Source organism: Asticcacaulis sp. P2_B1, from assembly GCF_056404915.1.
The window spans coordinates 1-15057 of sequence record NZ_JBFUDD010000018.1 but is presented as its reverse complement, the minus strand read 5'-3'; the positions used below and the strand labels follow the sequence as shown (position 1 = coordinate 15057).

The 15057-nt window shown below is 61.0% G+C and carries 15 protein-coding genes; 5 read left to right on the top strand and 10 right to left on the bottom strand.

Features of this window, described 5'->3' with window-relative positions; translation table 11 throughout:
* Window positions 1-107 precede the first annotated feature (107 nt).
* From AC1DX3_RS22745 to AC1DX3_RS22705, 9 genes are all read right to left on the bottom strand, one after another.
* A complete protein-coding gene (locus AC1DX3_RS22745) occupies window positions 108-1322 on the bottom strand; it encodes a nitrate/nitrite transporter (protein ID WP_476991643.1) in 1215 nt (404 codons plus the stop codon).
* 351 nt (window positions 1323-1673) lie between these two features.
* Window positions 1674-2483, bottom strand: coding sequence for an ABC transporter ATP-binding protein (locus AC1DX3_RS22740; protein ID WP_476991642.1), 810 nt, complete (start codon window positions 2481-2483; stop codon window positions 1674-1676).
* A 73-nt stretch (window positions 2484-2556) separates the two neighbouring features.
* Window positions 2557-3474 (bottom strand): nitrate ABC transporter permease, encoded by a 918-nt coding sequence (gene ntrB / locus AC1DX3_RS22735; RefSeq protein ID WP_476991641.1) that lies wholly within the window; start codon window positions 3472-3474, stop codon window positions 2557-2559.
* A gap of 88 nt (window positions 3475-3562) precedes the next feature.
* The gene (locus tag AC1DX3_RS22730) at window positions 3563-4834 is read right to left on the bottom strand and encodes a CmpA/NrtA family ABC transporter substrate-binding protein (protein WP_476991640.1); all 1272 of its coding nucleotides are present in this window, start codon (window positions 4832-4834) and stop codon (window positions 3563-3565) included.
* A 26-nt stretch (window positions 4835-4860) separates the two neighbouring features.
* Window positions 4861-6153, bottom strand: coding sequence for an alginate export family protein (locus AC1DX3_RS22725; protein WP_476991639.1), 1293 nt, complete (start codon window positions 6151-6153; stop codon window positions 4861-4863).
* A 343-nt stretch (window positions 6154-6496) separates the two neighbouring features.
* Window positions 6497-7657 (bottom strand): ABC transporter substrate-binding protein, encoded by a 1161-nt coding sequence (locus AC1DX3_RS22720; protein WP_476991638.1) that lies wholly within the window; start codon window positions 7655-7657, stop codon window positions 6497-6499.
* A complete protein-coding gene (locus AC1DX3_RS22715; protein ID WP_476991637.1) occupies window positions 7654-8244 on the bottom strand; it encodes an ANTAR domain-containing response regulator in 591 nt (196 codons plus the stop codon). Before AC1DX3_RS22715 ends, AC1DX3_RS22720 begins: the two co-directional genes overlap by 4 nt.
* Window positions 8245-8345: 101 nt before the next feature.
* A complete protein-coding gene (locus AC1DX3_RS22710) occupies window positions 8346-8885 on the bottom strand; it encodes a DUF4199 domain-containing protein (RefSeq protein ID WP_476991636.1) in 540 nt (179 codons plus the stop codon).
* Between the two features lie 97 nt (window positions 8886-8982).
* Entirely contained in the window at window positions 8983-9396 is a 414-nt protein-coding gene (locus AC1DX3_RS22705; protein ID WP_476991635.1) for a response regulator transcription factor, read from the bottom strand.
* A 271-nt stretch (window positions 9397-9667) separates the two neighbouring features.
* On the opposite strand from AC1DX3_RS22705, the gene AC1DX3_RS22700 reads away from it, so the two are divergent.
* From AC1DX3_RS22700 to AC1DX3_RS22680, 5 genes are all read left to right on the top strand, one after another.
* Complete coding sequence (locus AC1DX3_RS22700; protein ID WP_476991634.1) at window positions 9668-10003, top strand: PadR family transcriptional regulator; 336 nt, start codon at window positions 9668-9670, stop codon at window positions 10001-10003.
* An 18-nt stretch (window positions 10004-10021) separates the two neighbouring features.
* Complete coding sequence (locus tag AC1DX3_RS22695) at window positions 10022-11185, top strand: HAAS signaling domain-containing protein (protein WP_476991633.1); 1164 nt, start codon at window positions 10022-10024, stop codon at window positions 11183-11185.
* 145 nt (window positions 11186-11330) lie between these two features.
* On the top strand, window positions 11331-11714 hold the full coding sequence (locus tag AC1DX3_RS22690; protein ID WP_476991632.1) for a response regulator: 384 nt from the start codon (window positions 11331-11333) through the stop codon (window positions 11712-11714).
* A gap of 123 nt (window positions 11715-11837) precedes the next feature.
* On the top strand, window positions 11838-12158 hold the full coding sequence (locus tag AC1DX3_RS22685; protein ID WP_476991631.1) for an ElaB/YgaM/YqjD family protein: 321 nt from the start codon (window positions 11838-11840) through the stop codon (window positions 12156-12158).
* A 67-nt stretch (window positions 12159-12225) separates the two neighbouring features.
* Window positions 12226-13092, top strand: a complete 867-nt coding sequence (locus AC1DX3_RS22680; protein ID WP_476991630.1) for a transglutaminase-like domain-containing protein — start codon at window positions 12226-12228, stop codon at window positions 13090-13092.
* Between the two features lie 2 nt (window positions 13093-13094).
* On the opposite strand, the gene AC1DX3_RS22675 is transcribed toward AC1DX3_RS22680, so the two are convergent.
* Window positions 13095-14633 (bottom strand): glycosyltransferase family 39 protein, encoded by a 1539-nt coding sequence (locus AC1DX3_RS22675; protein WP_476991629.1) that lies wholly within the window; start codon window positions 14631-14633, stop codon window positions 13095-13097.
* Between the last annotated feature and the right edge of the window lie 424 nt (window positions 14634-15057).

Here is a 15057-nt window from a genome sequence, read left to right as displayed (position 1 = left end):
TTACAGATGCGAATGTGGTTGATCGACAGTGATCAGATCTTGAAGGCTATTACAAATTCAGTATTTGTCAACGGCGGAGTGAAGATTTTGCGCTGCAATAGCGTGGTTTAAATCTTCACTCCCGTTGCGCCGAAAGCGTGCCAGGTCGTGCGCCAGCGCTTCTTGACGAAGGTAACACCTAACAGGGCGACCAGGGCGAGGGCGGCAAAGCCCAGCAGGCCTATCTGATAGCTGCCGGTGATCTGCTTCGACAGGCCGAGGCTGGCGGCGAGATAGAAACCGCCGAGGCCGCCGCACATACCGACCAGGCCGGTCATGATGCCGATCTGGTTACGGAAACGCTGGGGGGCCAGTTGGAAGATAGCGCCATTGGCCATGCCGAGTGCGCCCATGCCGACGATGAGAACCGCCAGTGTGCCATAGAGGCTGGGGATCTTGAAACTAAGGATCACCAGGGCCGCGGCGGCGACGCTGTACATTATGCTAAGCGTACGGATGCCGCCGATGCGGTCGGCGATGCCGCCGCCGATCGGACGCACCATCGAGCCGGCGAAGACGCAAGCCGCGGTAAAGAAGCCGGCGGTGACCGGCGGCAGGCCGAATTCACCGTTGAAATAGATGTTGAGCGACGAGCTCAGGCCGACGAAGCCGCCGAAGCTGACGCCATAGAAGAACATGAACCACCAGGCATCGGTTTCCTTGAAGATCGTCAGGTATTGGCTGAACGTCTTGGCGGGCGGTTGATCCGGAGCGTCCTTGGCCAGCAGCATGAAGATGGCGAAGGTGATGAGGAGCGGGATGGCGACCAGGCCGAACACGGATGTCCAACCGAACGCCTTGGCCAGGGACGGCGCGAACAACGAAGCCAGGACCGTTCCGGAATTGCCGGCGCCGGCAATGCCCAGCGCAATCCCTTGATATTGCGGCGGATACCAGCGCGAGGCGAGCGGCAGGGCGACGGCGAACGACGCGCCGGCAACGCCTAGGACAACGCCGAGGGCCAGCACGCTGCCGTAGGAATTGATATGGAACAGCCAAGCCAGCAGCAGGCCAGCGATGACGATTACCTGGCTGATGGCGCCGGTCTTTTTCGGCCCGATGCGGTCGACGAGGACGCCATTGACCATGCGCAGCACGGCGCCGGCCAGGATCGGCACGGCAACCATGAAGCCTTTTTCAGCGGGCGTCAGACCCAGCGAGGCGGCGATTTGAACGCCCAGGGCGCCGAGCAGCACCCAAACCATGAAGCTCATGTCGAAATAAAGGAAGGCGGACAGCAGCGTCGGCGCATGCCCGGCCTTGAGGAAATCCTTGGTGATCATCGTTTACCCAATTCCGCGTTTGTCTTGCAAAAAGCAAAAAAAAACGCCTCAAGCGCGGGCATCCGGAAACCGGAACTGCCTGTCTTGAGACGTCATTGTCTGGTGAAAGTGCCGCCGCCGCCATCCTTGGCGCCAACAGGCAGAAGCCGGGCGATCGCCGTTGACCGCGCTGATGCCGACTATCATCTGCGCGGGCGGTTTCGTCAATGGCAGGGGCGCGAAGCCTGGGCTGCCATGGCTCAGCCTGTCTCGCGGTGCAGCATATTTATCACAAAAACGCCGCTCCGGCGCCATTTCAGCGCCGAAAGCAGGTTTCATTTGAAAGTGGCTATCCGGTTACGTTTGTATCTATCAGGCAGGCTCCGGTTCTGGCTGGGCGACCGAATCGTGCGCCTGAAGGAAGCCGACGATCTCCTGGCGGCACCGCAGGAACTCCGGTTCCTGGTGGGCGGTGATACGGCTGCGTGGGCGCGCCATTTTGACGTCGATGATCTTGCCTATATTGGCCTTCGGGCCGTTACTCATCATCACCACGCGATCCGCCAGCAAAACGGCTTCGTCGACATCGTGGGTGATCATGATCACCGTCGCCTTGATCCGGCTGTGCAGGGCCATGACCGTGTCCTGCAAATGACCGCGCGTCAGGGCGTCGAGTGCACCGAAGGGCTCGTCGAGCAGCAGGACCTTGGGCTCCATGGCCAGCGCCCGGGCGATACCGACGCGCTGCTTCATGCCGCCGGAGATTTCGCCCGGCCGCTTGTCCTTGGCGTGGGTCATCTTGACCAGGTCGAGGACCTTCATGGCGCGGGCATTGAGCTGCGTCATGTTCTCGTTGCGGCCATAGATCTTGTCGACCGCCAGCCGGACATTTTCGTAGACCGTCATCCACGGCAGCAGGGAGTGATTCTGGAACACGACGGCGCGATCGGGACCAGGGCCGGTGATTTCCCTGTTTTCCAGGATAGCGGCGCCCAAGGTCACCGGCACCAGGCCGGCGACGACGTTGAGCAGGGTCGACTTGCCGCAACCGGAATGTCCGATGACCGAGACATATTCGCCGGGCATCACTTTCAGGGTGACATTGTCGAGGACGCTGGAAATGACGCCGTCGCGTTCGAAATCGACATAGACGTTTTCCAGAGAGAGGATGGGCTTGGTCATGGTTGGACTCCGAATACTGAATAAGAAATCTGACGGGGGCTTATTGAAGACGAGCATACGCCTTCTTAAAACATCACCCCGCCGTTGTGCCCCGCGACACCCAGTTACCAACCCCTGCCACCAGACGGTCGAGGATGTAACCGACCATGCCGACATAGACGAGGGCGACGATGATGTCGGACATGTGCGAGGAATTATAGGCGTCCCAGATAAAGAAGCCGATGCCGACGCCACCCAGCAGCATTTCCGAGGCGACGATGGCCAGCCAGCTCATGCCGACACCGATGCGCAGGCCGGTAAAGATGTGCGGCGTGGCGGCCGGCAGCATGATCTTGAAGAAGTATTCGACCGGGTGCAGGCGCAGGACGCGCGACACATTGATATAGTCCTGCGGAATATTGCGTACCCCGACGGCGGTATTGATGACCACCGGCCAGATGGCGGTGATGAAGATAACGAACAGGGCCGACGGCTGGGCTTCGCGCAGCATAGCCAGCGAAATCGGCAGCCAGGCCAGGGGCGGCACGGTGCGCAACACCTGGAAGATCGGATCCAGTCCCTTGCGCGCCCAGCCGACGGTTCCGATAAAGGCACCCAGCAAAACGCCGACGACCGCGGCGGCGCCGAAGCCGATACCGACGCGGCTGAGGGAAGTCAGGACGTGCCAGGCCAGGCCCTTGTCCGTGCCGCCATGATCGAAGAGCGGATCGGTGATCAGATCGTGCGAGTCCGTCCACACCTGAGACGGCGCCGGCAGGCCGCCGGGGCAGAGGCGGGCGATGATTTCCCAGGCTACAAGACAGACCGCCAGGGTTAGGGCCGGCATGCTGAAGACGGAGGCCGCGCCAGCGACCTTCTTGGCGCGCGCCGCTTCGATCTGGCGTTTTTGCGCGGCCTTCAGCAGGGCGCTGCGGTCGATGTCGGGCGCCGTGGTCGGCATGGTTTCATCCTGTGGCACGGTGGAAAATTTCTTGAAGACGTCGAAGGCCATGGCGGTGTCCTTGTTTGGGCCTTGTTGGAAAGCGCAGGCTTGGAAAGTGGGCGGGAGCGCGACCGGTCGCGCTCCCGCAGGTGTCGCATCAACCCAGCTTCTTGATCGCCAGGCTGTTCAGGTAGGCGTCGGGATTGGCCGGGTCGAAGACCTTGCCGTCGAAGAACTTCTCAGGTCCGCGCGAATCCGTGGCCGGGGTCGGGATGCCGTACTGCTTGGCGACTTCACGCCACATGTCGGCGCGATTGACCTTGTCGACTAAGGCCTTGGTGTTGAGCGAGGCGCTGAAATTGCCCCAACGCTTGTTTTCGGTGATGAACCAGGCGTCGTGCGACTTGAACGGGAAGGCGGCGAAGTCGGACCAGAACTTCATGATGTGCGGGCTGTTGGTCACCTTGCGGCCGTCGCCGTAATCGATCGTGCCTTGCAGACGCGGTACGATATCGTTGATCGGCACATTGATGTATTGCCGGCCGGCGGAGATGGCGCACATGGCGGCGCGGTTCTTTTCGCACCACATTTGCGCTTCCATGGTGGCGGCGATCAGGGCCTTGGCTGCATTCGGATGCTTGTCGACCCAGTCGGCGCGCATACCCAACGCCTTTTCCGGGTGGTTCATCCAGATTTCCGACGTCGTGGTGGCGGTGAAGCCGACCTTTTGATCGACGGTCTGGCCGTTCCACGGCTCACCGACGCAGAAGGCGTCCTGGGTGCCGGCCTTCATATTGGCGACCATCTGCGGCGGCGGGATGACGATGGTCGAGCAATCGGTATCGGGATTGATGCCGGCGGCGGCCAGCCAGTAGCGCAGCCACAGGTCGTGGGTGCCGCCGCGGAAGGTCATGGCGACCTTGGCCATGTTGTTGGCGGCCTTCATCTGGGCGAACTTGGCCTTCAGCGGAGTGGCGTCGAGCCCGACCTTGACGGCCTTGAGATCGTTGCCGACGCTGATCGCCTGGCCGTTCGTATTGAGGCGGGCCAGGATGTACATCGGCGTGGCGGTGGCTGCCTGGCCGGTCGCGATCAGATAGGGCAGGGGCGACAGCATGTGGCCGCCGTCGATACCGCCGCGCGCCGAGCCGAGCACGAGGTTGTCACGGGTGGCGCCCCAGGAGGCTTGTTTCAGCACCTCGACATCGGGCATGCCGTATTTGGCGAACAGGCCGCGTTCCTTGGCAATGATCAAAGGCGAGGCGTCGGTCAGGGCGATGAAGCCCAGCTTGGCGGCGGAAACTTCCGGGCCGCGCCCGGCGGCATGGGCGCCGGCGGGCAGGACGGCGCGGGCGGCGGCGAGGGTCGCTGCGGCCCCGATTAACGCCTGGCGGCGAGAAAAGCCCTTGGTGGAAATCGTGTCGGACATGGTCTAAATCCTTGAATTTTTTATGATTAAAGCTTGTACTGGAACATGATCCAGGTCTTGGTGCGCGACGCTGGCATGGTGGGATTAGCGCGCTCGAAGTCGGCATATTTCAGCGTCAGCGACAGGTTTTTGGTGATGCCGGCGGTGACCATGGCGTCCCATTCCTTGCCGACGTCCTGGTTCAGACGGGCCGCCGACAGGTCGTGATAGATGACAGTGACGGTCGGGTTCATGATCCACGGCGCCCACGGCTTGGTATGACCGGCGATGGTCAGGCCGTAGCTCATGTCGTCGATGCCATTGACCAGGGTCTTGTTACCGCCACTGGCGGCGAAGACGTCGGCCCAGCCCTGGAAGGCGTGCGTCGTGCCGATCGGGGTCACGAAACCGACCGTGCCGTTGCCGCCCAAGGATTCATAGTTCACCTTGGCCGTATAGATGTCGTAGGTCGCATTGACCTCGGCCATATATTCATTCAGCGTGAATGAGTTGGGGTTGAGGCCGGCATTCTTTTCCTGTGCTGTTTGCAGGACGTAGCCCAGCTTGAAGCTCGACACCCAGTCGCTGCCGTAGGCGCGCAGACCGACGATCGATACCGACGAGGCCTTGGCATTGGTGATATCGACGGGGGTCGGCGCCGTAGCGGCTGTGCTGAACTTCAGCATATAGTCGAAGGCGGTGAATTTCAGCGCCTCGTTGACGCTGTAACCGGCATTCAGCAAATAGCTGTTGGAATTCCAGTCCTTGGCGTCGCCGACGACACGGTTGACGCGGCTGATATAGGCCGTAGTCAGTTTGACGCGCCACAAAGTCGTGTCGAGGCGCAGACCATCCAGGGTTTGCTCATCCTGGCGCCAGCCGGCATTGCCGACGAAGCGGGCGTCATCCAAGATGACGCGTTGGCGACCGAGGGTGAGGGTGGTGCTCTCGTTCGGCGTCCAGGCGATCTGCGCGCGATTGATTTCCGTGACCGCTGGGTCCAGCACGGTTGGATAGGTCGTCTTGCCGTTCAGGGTCGAATAGTAGTTAGCGGTCAGTACGCTGGTATTGTCGACTTCGACCAGCAGCTTGAAGCCCATGAAGTCGCCCGACTGGAAGCCCAGGCGGTTGCGCCAGGTAAGGGCGTCGGCCTTGTTGGCGATGCCGAACTGATCGACCCCTTCGGCGCGCAGGCTCGATTCCAGGATTGGCTTGGAAGCGCCGAGGGCGTCGGCAATCGTGTCTTCAGCGTGGACGCTCGCGGCGCTTAATCCCAGGCCCAGCGCCGCGCACAAGGCGCCGCCCAACCAGGTTGTGTGTTTTCCGTAGGTGCTGCTCACGTCATATCCCCATGTGTAAAAAGCAAAAAAAAACGCCTCAGGACAGCCCGCCGGAAACCGGGGCGGTGTGTCTTGAGACGTCATTGTCTATGTATGGCCATCCGGCGCCATCTTTGGCGGAACGACCTGTGGTAAGCCTCCATCATTGGCGGCAAGTCGAGACTTATCCAGGACCGGGGTTTCGTCAACGGCCGTTGATCGAAATGGGGGTTATGTTGCGTTGCGAAACGGCTGTTGCGCCAATTTTACAACGAAAATCCGCCTTTGAGGGGCATTTGGTATTGCGACGCACGCGAATTTCAGAAGGCGCAATTTGGTTTCCGTTGAAATCACATTTCCGTGATTACGCGCAACGGAAGACACCGCCATCGAACAACCGGCTGGGGGGCATCAGGATATCGTGCGGCTTGGCAGGCAGGGTCCAGGGTTCGGGCTGGCCACCCTCGGTCTTTTCGTCAGCGATCGGACAATTCAGTCCCAGACCGCCGGCGGCTTCGCGCCACAGGTCGGGGCGGTAAACGTGACGCGCCAATTGGTCGAAGTCGTGTTCTGCCGTCAACATGCCCCAACGCACCATCTGGCCCATGAACCACTTGGCATGGCTGAGCCACGGGAAGGTGGCCGTTTGTGGATCGAGGACCAGGCCCGAGCTGCCCAGACTGGCACCGCCCGGCGCCAGCGCCATTTCGATCGCCCGCCACGGCGCGTTGACATAGGAGCGCCGCGACAGGATGCGGATCAGATCCTCGGCGTTGGCCGGGTCGCACGCCCACAAACCGGCTCGCAGCAGTGCCCGGGTTAAGCCGACCGTGGCTTCCGGATTGGCCTCCGCCCAGGCGGCCCGCACGCCCAGAATCTTTTCCGGCTTCAGGCTCCAATAGTCGGGATCGGCAAACAGGATTTCCCCCTGACCGTTCAGCTGCGCTGTCTGCGGCCACGGCGAGCCCGAGGAGAAGCCGTCGATGACTCCGTCCTTCAGCATGGCGGCCATACGCGACGGCGGCAGCACCACCCACTGGATCTGACGTTCCGGATCCAGTCCGGCGGCGGCTACCCAATGACGGAGGACGAAATGGTGCGGCGACCAGGTAAAGGGCACGGCGAAGACCAGCCGCCCCAGACCTTCTCGGCGGCGGCGTTCGACTTCGCGCGACAGCAGGCGCGCGCTGCCCATAAGGGTCCTGGCTGGTTCGCCGCCCTCTTCGAGGCGGGCTTTCAGAGCGGCCGAGACCAGCACGGCATTGCCGTTGGCGCCTAAGGCCATGGGGGCGATGATGCGGCCCATGGACGGCCCTAAGCCCAGGGCGGCGGCGAACGGCATGGGCGCCAGGATATGGGCGGCGTCGATCAGGCCATAGGCCAGCTTGTCGCGGATGTTCGACCAGTTGGCCTCGCGGCTGAGCGTCACGGTCAGCCCTTCGCTGTCGTAGAAACCAAGCGCCTCGGCAACAAGGATCAAGGCCGCGTCGTTCAACGGGCTGTAGGCGATTTTTATATCGGTCATTGGTCGCCTCCCGGCTTCAGCAGGCCGGAGACGGCCAAAATATCGGCGGCCACGGCGTGGATAGGTCGTCCCGTATCCATGGCATGTTTGCGTAGCGCCTTGTAGGCGTCTTCTTCGGAAAGATTACGCGACGCCATCAACACCCCCTTGGCGCGGTCGATGGTCTTGCGTGCCGCCAGGTCGGCTTTGGCCTTGTCAAGATCCTTGCGCAGGTTTTGCGTCAGGGCGAATCGCTGGGCCGCCACGTTCAGGATCGACGACATGCGTTTTGGGTTATAGCCATCAACGATATAGGCGGCGACACCGGCCTCCAGCGCCTTGGCGGTCGCATTGTCGTCGGAGCGGTCGACAAACATGACGACCGGCCGTGGCACCTGCTCGTTGGCGACCTGAAGCGCCTCCAGCATGTCACGGTCCGGGCTTTCGCAGGCGATGATGACCATGTCCGGGTCGAAGTCGCGCAGCATGCGCAGTTCGAATCGCGCACCCTGGCGAATGACCGTCTCCTGATCGCCGTGATCGGCGCGTATGCCTTCGGCCACCAAGGCGGCGCGCGCGTCGTCGGGATCGATGATAAGGACATTCATGATCCTTAGAGGTAACTCAACGGACACTTATTCCGCAAGTGCGAAATAAAAACCCTCGACGCCGCGCGGTCACATTCAAGTAACATCCGTTCAGGTGACACCTAAGCTTTTAACCTTGCCGGTAGGAAGCGGCTGTTGCGCAGTAAGGCTGCCGAGACCAGTGACACTAAGACACTAACGGGCAGGGGTTCGAGGAAGGCCGTGAACAAGCGATAAAACGGGTTGGCATAATCGCTCTTGAACTTGTTCATTTCGGCGGTGACCTTGGCCAGTGCTTCGCCGCTGACGCCCTGGGCGCGCTGCTGGGCGAGGTAACTGTCGGCATAGCTTTCCGCGAACTGCATATGGGTCAGGTGCAGGGTCAATTCCCAGGCAAAGGCATAGATGACACCGGCGACAAGGCTGACGCCCAGCCCTAGCCCAAGAGCCGGCCAAAAGCGGATAACGCCACCGAGGTCTCGGTCGCGGTGCGTTTTGATGGCGACGAAGACGGCGCTCAGGCCGATCAGCATGGTGAGATAGCCGACGGCCATGCTGTAGACCATCGGCAGGTGATGGTTGAAAGCGACTGTCGAGACGGACATTGGAATGCCGACGATAAGCCCGGCGATAATGCCGTATATCAGGATCTTGCGTAACATGGTGGGTCTCCCTGGTTTGAGTTACGCCCGCATCCGTCTGTGTTTCACTGCCGCAGGCAATCGCCCGAAAGGGTGATTGTGACGAACGGTGAGGGGCTTACGGCAGCAGACCCAGTTCGCGCGCCTTGTTGACGGCGTCCGTCCGGCGCCTGGCCTCGAGCTTGTCGTACAAACGCGCCACGTGCGTCTTGACCGTGTCGGGCGAGATATGGAGCCGCGCCGCGATCTCCTTGTTGGCGTGCCCGGCCGCCAGTTCCTGCAACACGGTCAGCTCACGCGCGCTGATGCCGAGTGCGGCCTGCGCCTTGGGATTGCCGTCGAACTTGGCGGGTTTCGCGCCGCCGATCATCCGCGCCCCGACATAGACGCCCAGAGCCAGGCACCCGGCCGCGACGAGGAAGACATAGATATCGCCGGAATAGACGCGCACCAGGCGCATATAGTCCAGCCCCTGCAGGAGCAAGGTCCCACCGGCCAGCAGCGCTCCATAAATGATGGCGAGTTTCCACATCGCTTGATCTCTTCCCACACCCACAGTTCCTTTCAATCCACGTCTTTTGTCAACTGAAAACAGAGTCTTATGGCAGGGGCGGCGGCGTTCGGAGCGATTCGGAGTAGCAGTTGCCCTATTCACGCCAAAACCCGCACTCCGAATGGAATTTTGCCCATCATCTGAGGCCCCATAGCTCCGCTCTTGACACTTCCGACACTGTTCGCTATACACTGTATATCGCACAGTATATGCCATACAGTGTACGCGAACCAGTACGAGCCGGAGCCCCATGGACGAAGAGGTCGACCTTTATGAAAGCTTGCGCGCGGAACTTCGCCGCGGCTCGCTGGGCTTGGCGGTTCTGGCCCGTCTGCGTGTCGAGCGCTACGGCTATACTCTGCGCCAGGCCCTGGCCGACGACGGCCTCGAGATGGAGGAAAGCACGCTTTATCCGTTGTTGCGGCGCCTCGAGACCAAGGGGCTGCTGATCAGTGAATGGCGCGAGGAAGACAAACGCAAGAAGCGCTTTTACGTCCTGTCGCCGGCCGGTGAGGACATGCTGCAACGGCTCAGCCGGGAATGGCGGACGATCAACGCCTCCCTTGAAAAAATTATCGGAAACTGACGAAGAGTGGGGTTCAAAATGGACATGTTGGAAGACTATTTACGGGCGGTATCGCGCCTTCTGCCGCGCGCCAAACGCGACGACATCATCGCCGAACTGCGTGACGAGATCCTGACGCGCATTGAGGCCAAGGAGGCTGAACTCGGGCGTAAACTGAGCGACAGCGAAACCGAGCAGCTACTGCGCGATTTCGGGCACCCGATTGTCGTGGCGGCGCGATACCGCGACGGCCCGCAATATAGTGTCGGTCCGGCTCTGTATCCATTTTGGATCTTCGCGGTGCGCTTTGCCATCATCCTGGAGGTCTGCGTCTCGTCCATCGTTTTTATCGTCCGCGCCATCAGCGGCGGCAATATCCCTGAAGCCTTCGGCCAGGCCATCGGTTCGGGCATTACCGGCGTCATGACCCTGATCGGCTTTGCCACGATCGCGGCGTGGCTGATAGAGCGCAAGGGCATTACCATCGACTATTTCAACACATGGCGCGTTCGCGACCTGCGCTTTCTTGATTTCGCCGTTTGGGACTGGGCGGATGTCCATGAGTGGGTATCGTCCAAAGGCGCGTCGCGACGCTGGCGTACCGAGCCCGGTTCGGGCGAAGCCGCAGCCTATGATCTGGCCTATCGCAGCGGTTACAGCGGCTGGATGATGCGTCAATCCTCGGCCGGGAGGGGCGTCGGCGCTGTCGTCGTCGGCGTCGTCTTCATCATGTGGTGGATGGGCCTGCTCAGCTTCGGGCTGGCGCCGGTCCCGGTCGATTATTCGGCGTTGAACATCGATCCCGGCCGGTTGGGCAATGTCGATTATGCCGCCTTCAAATCCGCCCTCTACTGGCCCGTCCTTGCCTATTTCGCCGGTCTGATCGTTTTCGGCGCCTCGGTCCTGGCCTTTCCTCGTGGCGTGCGTTTGCGCGGCTTGATCGACATCGTCATTGGCATGTCGGTCATGGCCCTGGTCGGCTGGGTATGGACGGCATCGCCGATTGCCGACGCGGTCCGCGTCGATAGCGGCGAGGCGTTGCTGGGCCGCATCAGGGCTTTCGCCGAACATCCTGTGCCGGTGCCGCTGGAATTGTGCGCAACCGTCTTCCTGATCGTGACAGCCTTCGGCGGTTTTTGCAGGGCGGTGGGTGGACTGTGGGAGGTACTGACCGGTGCGCCTCGTTATGTCGGGGATACGTAATCAGCGGCACAACCATACTTCTTCCTTATTTCCGCTTAACTACCCTTTAACCCTAAAGGCCAAAGATTCGGTCAACTGCACTTGAGCCCGGCGGATCAAACTCAGCAGGATGCAGACGCAGAATGCGAGTAAAAGGACGCCGAAAATGTTCGCCGAAAATCAAGATAAACCCTGCCGCCGCGTGCTTGTGGTCGACGATAACGAACCGTCGGCCATGACGCTCACCTGGATGATGGAATTGCAGGGGTACGAAGTTCGCACCTGTTTTGACGGCCGTTCGGCGGTCAATGTCGCCGAGGACTTCCAGCCGGAAATTGTCCTGCTCGATCTCGGCATGCCGGTTATGGACGGCTACGAGGTCTGCCGCAAATTACGCAGCAATCCGGCGCTGTGCGGCACCCAGGTCGTGGCCCAGACCGGCTGGGGCGATCCCGAAACACGCCGCCGCACGTGCGAAGCCGGTTTCGATTTCCACCTGACCAAGCCGGTCGACATGAGCGCCCTGATGGACTTCCTGGCGACACATTAGGTGGATTTACCTCCGCCTTATTTAACCCAGCCCCGGTCGTCATCGCTTTCACCGCATCGCACACGCTAAACAAGGGTCATCAACCGCCTGCCGCCGCGGGCCCTTATGCGAAAGCCAAAAGCCATGTCCAGCTACGACACCGATTTCGACGCCATCGACCGCGATGCCGACCAAACCCAACGCGACCTGAAGGCCGGTCTACACGACACCGCCAAGGACGCGGAGCGCGCCGCGAAAGAGTTCCGCGCCAAGGCTTCGGACTATGCCGATGACGCCGGCAAGAAGATCAACGACTTTGCCGACAAGGCACGCTCCGAACTGAAGAAGGCCACCGACAGCCTGGAAGGTCATGTCCGTTCCAATCCGTTGCCAGCCGCCGTAGCGCTCCTGACAGCAGGCTTGGTCCTGGGTGCCTTGATGCGCGGTTCGCGCCGCTACTCGTAAATTTTTATCTTTGTGAAGATGCCGCGCCGGTCCGACCGCCGCGGCATTTTTATGCCGGGGGCACATCATGACGATCCGTTACAAACTCGGCTGCGAACTGACCTATGAGGTCAAGGCGCCGACCGTCTTTATCTTCAATATCGAAGTCGCCAGGCTGGTCCGCCACCACGACCTCGTCGAGCGCCTGACGATAACGCCCGATCTGCCGCGCAAAATCCACACGGTTCCCGACCTCAACAACCGCTATATCGGGGTCGATGCGCCCGCTGGCTCCTTGCGCGTTCTCTATGAAGCCGAAGTCACCCTGACGGAATTTCGGGCCGATCCGACGACGATTGCCGAGACGCCCCTGGCCGACCTGCCGCTCGACATCATGCCGTTCCTGCTGCCGTCACGTTTCGTCCCGTCCGACCGCCTGGCCGCCTTTGCAATTCGCGAATTCGGCCATCTGGTGACCGGCTACAATCGCGTTACCGCCATCTGCAACTGGATTTACGACCATATCGACTATCGCCGCGGCGCCTCGAACGAGCAGACGACCGCCACAGAAAGCCTGATCCTGCGCGCCGGTGTCTGCCGCGACTTCGCCCACCTGGGCATCGCGTTCTGCCGCGCGCTTAACATTCCGGCGCGCTTCGTCAGCTGTTATGCCTACGGCTTGCAACCCTGCGATTTCCACGCCGTCTTCGAAGCCTATATGGGCGGCCGCTGGTGGCTGTTCGACGCGACGCGCCAGGCCAATCTCGACGGCCTGGTGCGCATCGGCGTCGGTCGAGACGCCGCCGAAATCGCCTTTGCCACGCCGTTCGGCCCCTACGATCCTGGCCTGGTCAATATCACCATCGATCACGCCGACGGTTCACCCGAACTACCGGGGCGCACGCTTGACGCCATTTCCACTGAAGAACCCGCACCCAATGGTGGTGCGACCTGAGTTCAACTGAAATTCTTCAGCTCCGGCCATATCTTAGCCAGATCGACCTTCAGTCCACGGCAATAGGCGATCGTCTTGCCGTTCTCGTAGGCCATGGCATTGGGCGAATTCGTCGTTCCCAGAATAATCGCTTCCTGACAATAGGGTGTCAACCGTTCCGGATGATCTTGCACCACCAACAGATTGACCGGATGCTGGCCGCGCAGTCCCCACAGGTAGTACTGGTTATGCCCGCTTAATGCCGGTGGCAAACCATAGCTCTTGCCATACACATCGAGAGCGCCGGCCTCGCCATAATTGTCGAGCTTGATCCCCGTGCGGGCGCGTTCACCGGCCGGTATCTTCGCCCACGCCGCGCCGACCTGATCGGTGAAATCATGCCAGCCCACCTGATCGGCGAACAGCTGCGGCAGCAGCGTGCCCTGAAAGCTCTTTTCCTGCTGTTGCGGCTTCAACGGAAAATTCTCCATATAGGTCTTCAGCCCTTCGACCGACAAGACGGGCAGGGCCATAGGTGATATCAGGACGGTAAACGCGGCGGCGAGGGCGCCCCAGCCAGCCAGCGCCACCCGGCCCTTGGTGCCCTTTACCCAATGCGCCATCGCGACGGCGCCGACGATGAACATCGCCGGGTAGGTTGCCGCAATATAGTAGTCCTTGCCGTGGGTCAGCAGGACCAGCGCGAGACTGGCCAAAAAGGCGATCGACAGGAAGCGCACGGGCTTGAGTTGCGCCACGGTAAACGGCGCGACTATACCGGAGATCCACAGGGGCGCCAGCAGCGGGTTCATCACCAGAACCTGGTTCAGCACGAAGCTGAGCGGTGGCGTGTCGGCATTCTTGTCGCGCGCCGCGGCGGCCAGGTCGCGGAAAGGCAGGCCGTGCAGGCCTTGCCAGATCAGCGATGGCAGACCGATGACCGCTGCCAGTCCGATTCCCAACCACAGAAACTTTTCCTTGAACACCCTGCGTTCCGGCGTCGCGAGCAACCCGATTACGAGGCTGGCGAACCAGAAGACCAAGGCATATTTGATCTCGAAATCGATGCCGGCGACCACGCCGCACCACAGCAGGGCGGTGCGATCCTGATCCTTGACGGCGCGGACCAGCAGATAGGCGATCAGGGTCCAGGCCAGCGGATCGAACGCCGTCGTGTTCAGCGTCGCCATCATGCCCATCAACATCGGCGCGATGACGACCGCGATCCCGGCGCCTGCCGCCGCGAAGCCGTCTCCGCCCAGCAAACGGGCAAAACGGACGCTTAGCCAGGCCAGGGCGCCGGCCGCCAGGGTGACCGGCAGACGCAGCAGCCAGACGCTGTGGCCGAGGCTATAAAACCCGGCCGCCAGCAATGGCGCGATGGGCGGCTGATCGGCATAGCCGAAAGCCGGATGGCGGCCGCACACAATGAAATAGAGTTCATCGCGGAAGACATCGTAGCGGCCGGCAAAGAGCGCGTGCAGGCATAGAGCCGCCAAGCCGGCGCCGATAGCGATATAGTCGCGGCGCACAGTCGGCATTGTCGACAGAGATTCGGTCATGGCGCACCCCGGTGTTGCTTCATGGCAATCCAACCCAAAATTTCATGCCTGTCAAATAGCGGCTCGACAGGCGGAGTTCCGATTGGATGTTGCGATGCAGCGAATGCGTAGACCCGGCACACATTCGCACCGGTGTTTCGTTGAAAAGATTGAATTTTATCCCTAACGAATGTGTGGGTGGGCTGGGCATCATGATACCGTTTAGTAATTACGAAATATCAATTTAATTATTATTTATCGTAATTTTTGTTGACAAGGCAGGGCAAGCCGGGCATGGTTGCGACAGCATCGCGAGATGCGAACGGACGACATCAATGACAGCACCAAGGTTCCAGCCGGCGGGGCTTTTTCTATGGAGGTTCCCATGTCCAATATCGTTATGACACGCCGGCGCCCGACCGGCTATTCCCAGGCGGCCTCGGAC

What these genes read in the sequence shown, in the direction of transcription:
- AC1DX3_RS22745 (WP_476991643.1), bottom strand. Translation starts at nt 1,322, where the DNA reads ATGATCACCAAGGATTTCCTCAAGGCCGGGCATGCGCCGACGCTGCTG.
- AC1DX3_RS22740 (WP_476991642.1), bottom strand. Translation starts at nt 2,483, where the DNA reads ATGACCAAGCCCATCCTCTCTCTGGAAAACGTCTATGTCGATTTCGAA.
- ntrB (WP_476991641.1), bottom strand. Translation starts at nt 3,474, where the DNA reads ATGGCCTTCGACGTCTTCAAGAAATTTTCCACCGTGCCACAGGATGAA.
- AC1DX3_RS22730 (WP_476991640.1), bottom strand. Translation starts at nt 4,834, where the DNA reads ATGTCCGACACGATTTCCACCAAGGGCTTTTCTCGCCGCCAGGCGTTA.
- AC1DX3_RS22720 (WP_476991638.1), bottom strand. Translation starts at nt 7,657, where the DNA reads ATGACCGATATAAAAATCGCCTACAGCCCGTTGAACGACGCGGCCTTG.
- AC1DX3_RS22715 (WP_476991637.1), bottom strand. Translation starts at nt 8,244, where the DNA reads ATGAATGTCCTTATCATCGATCCCGACGACGCGCGCGCCGCCTTGGTG.
- AC1DX3_RS22710 (WP_476991636.1), bottom strand. Translation starts at nt 8,885, where the DNA reads ATGTTACGCAAGATCCTGATATACGGCATTATCGCCGGGCTTATCGTC.
- AC1DX3_RS22705 (WP_476991635.1), bottom strand. Translation starts at nt 9,396, where the DNA reads ATGTGGAAACTCGCCATCATTTATGGAGCGCTGCTGGCCGGTGGGACC.
- AC1DX3_RS22700 (WP_476991634.1), top strand. Translation starts at nt 9,668, where the DNA reads ATGGACGAAGAGGTCGACCTTTATGAAAGCTTGCGCGCGGAACTTCGC.
- AC1DX3_RS22695 (WP_476991633.1), top strand. Translation starts at nt 10,022, where the DNA reads ATGGACATGTTGGAAGACTATTTACGGGCGGTATCGCGCCTTCTGCCG.
- AC1DX3_RS22690 (WP_476991632.1), top strand. Translation starts at nt 11,331, where the DNA reads ATGTTCGCCGAAAATCAAGATAAACCCTGCCGCCGCGTGCTTGTGGTC.
- AC1DX3_RS22685 (WP_476991631.1), top strand. Translation starts at nt 11,838, where the DNA reads ATGTCCAGCTACGACACCGATTTCGACGCCATCGACCGCGATGCCGAC.
- AC1DX3_RS22680 (WP_476991630.1), top strand. Translation starts at nt 12,226, where the DNA reads ATGACGATCCGTTACAAACTCGGCTGCGAACTGACCTATGAGGTCAAG.
- AC1DX3_RS22675 (WP_476991629.1), bottom strand. Translation starts at nt 14,633, where the DNA reads ATGACCGAATCTCTGTCGACAATGCCGACTGTGCGCCGCGACTATATC.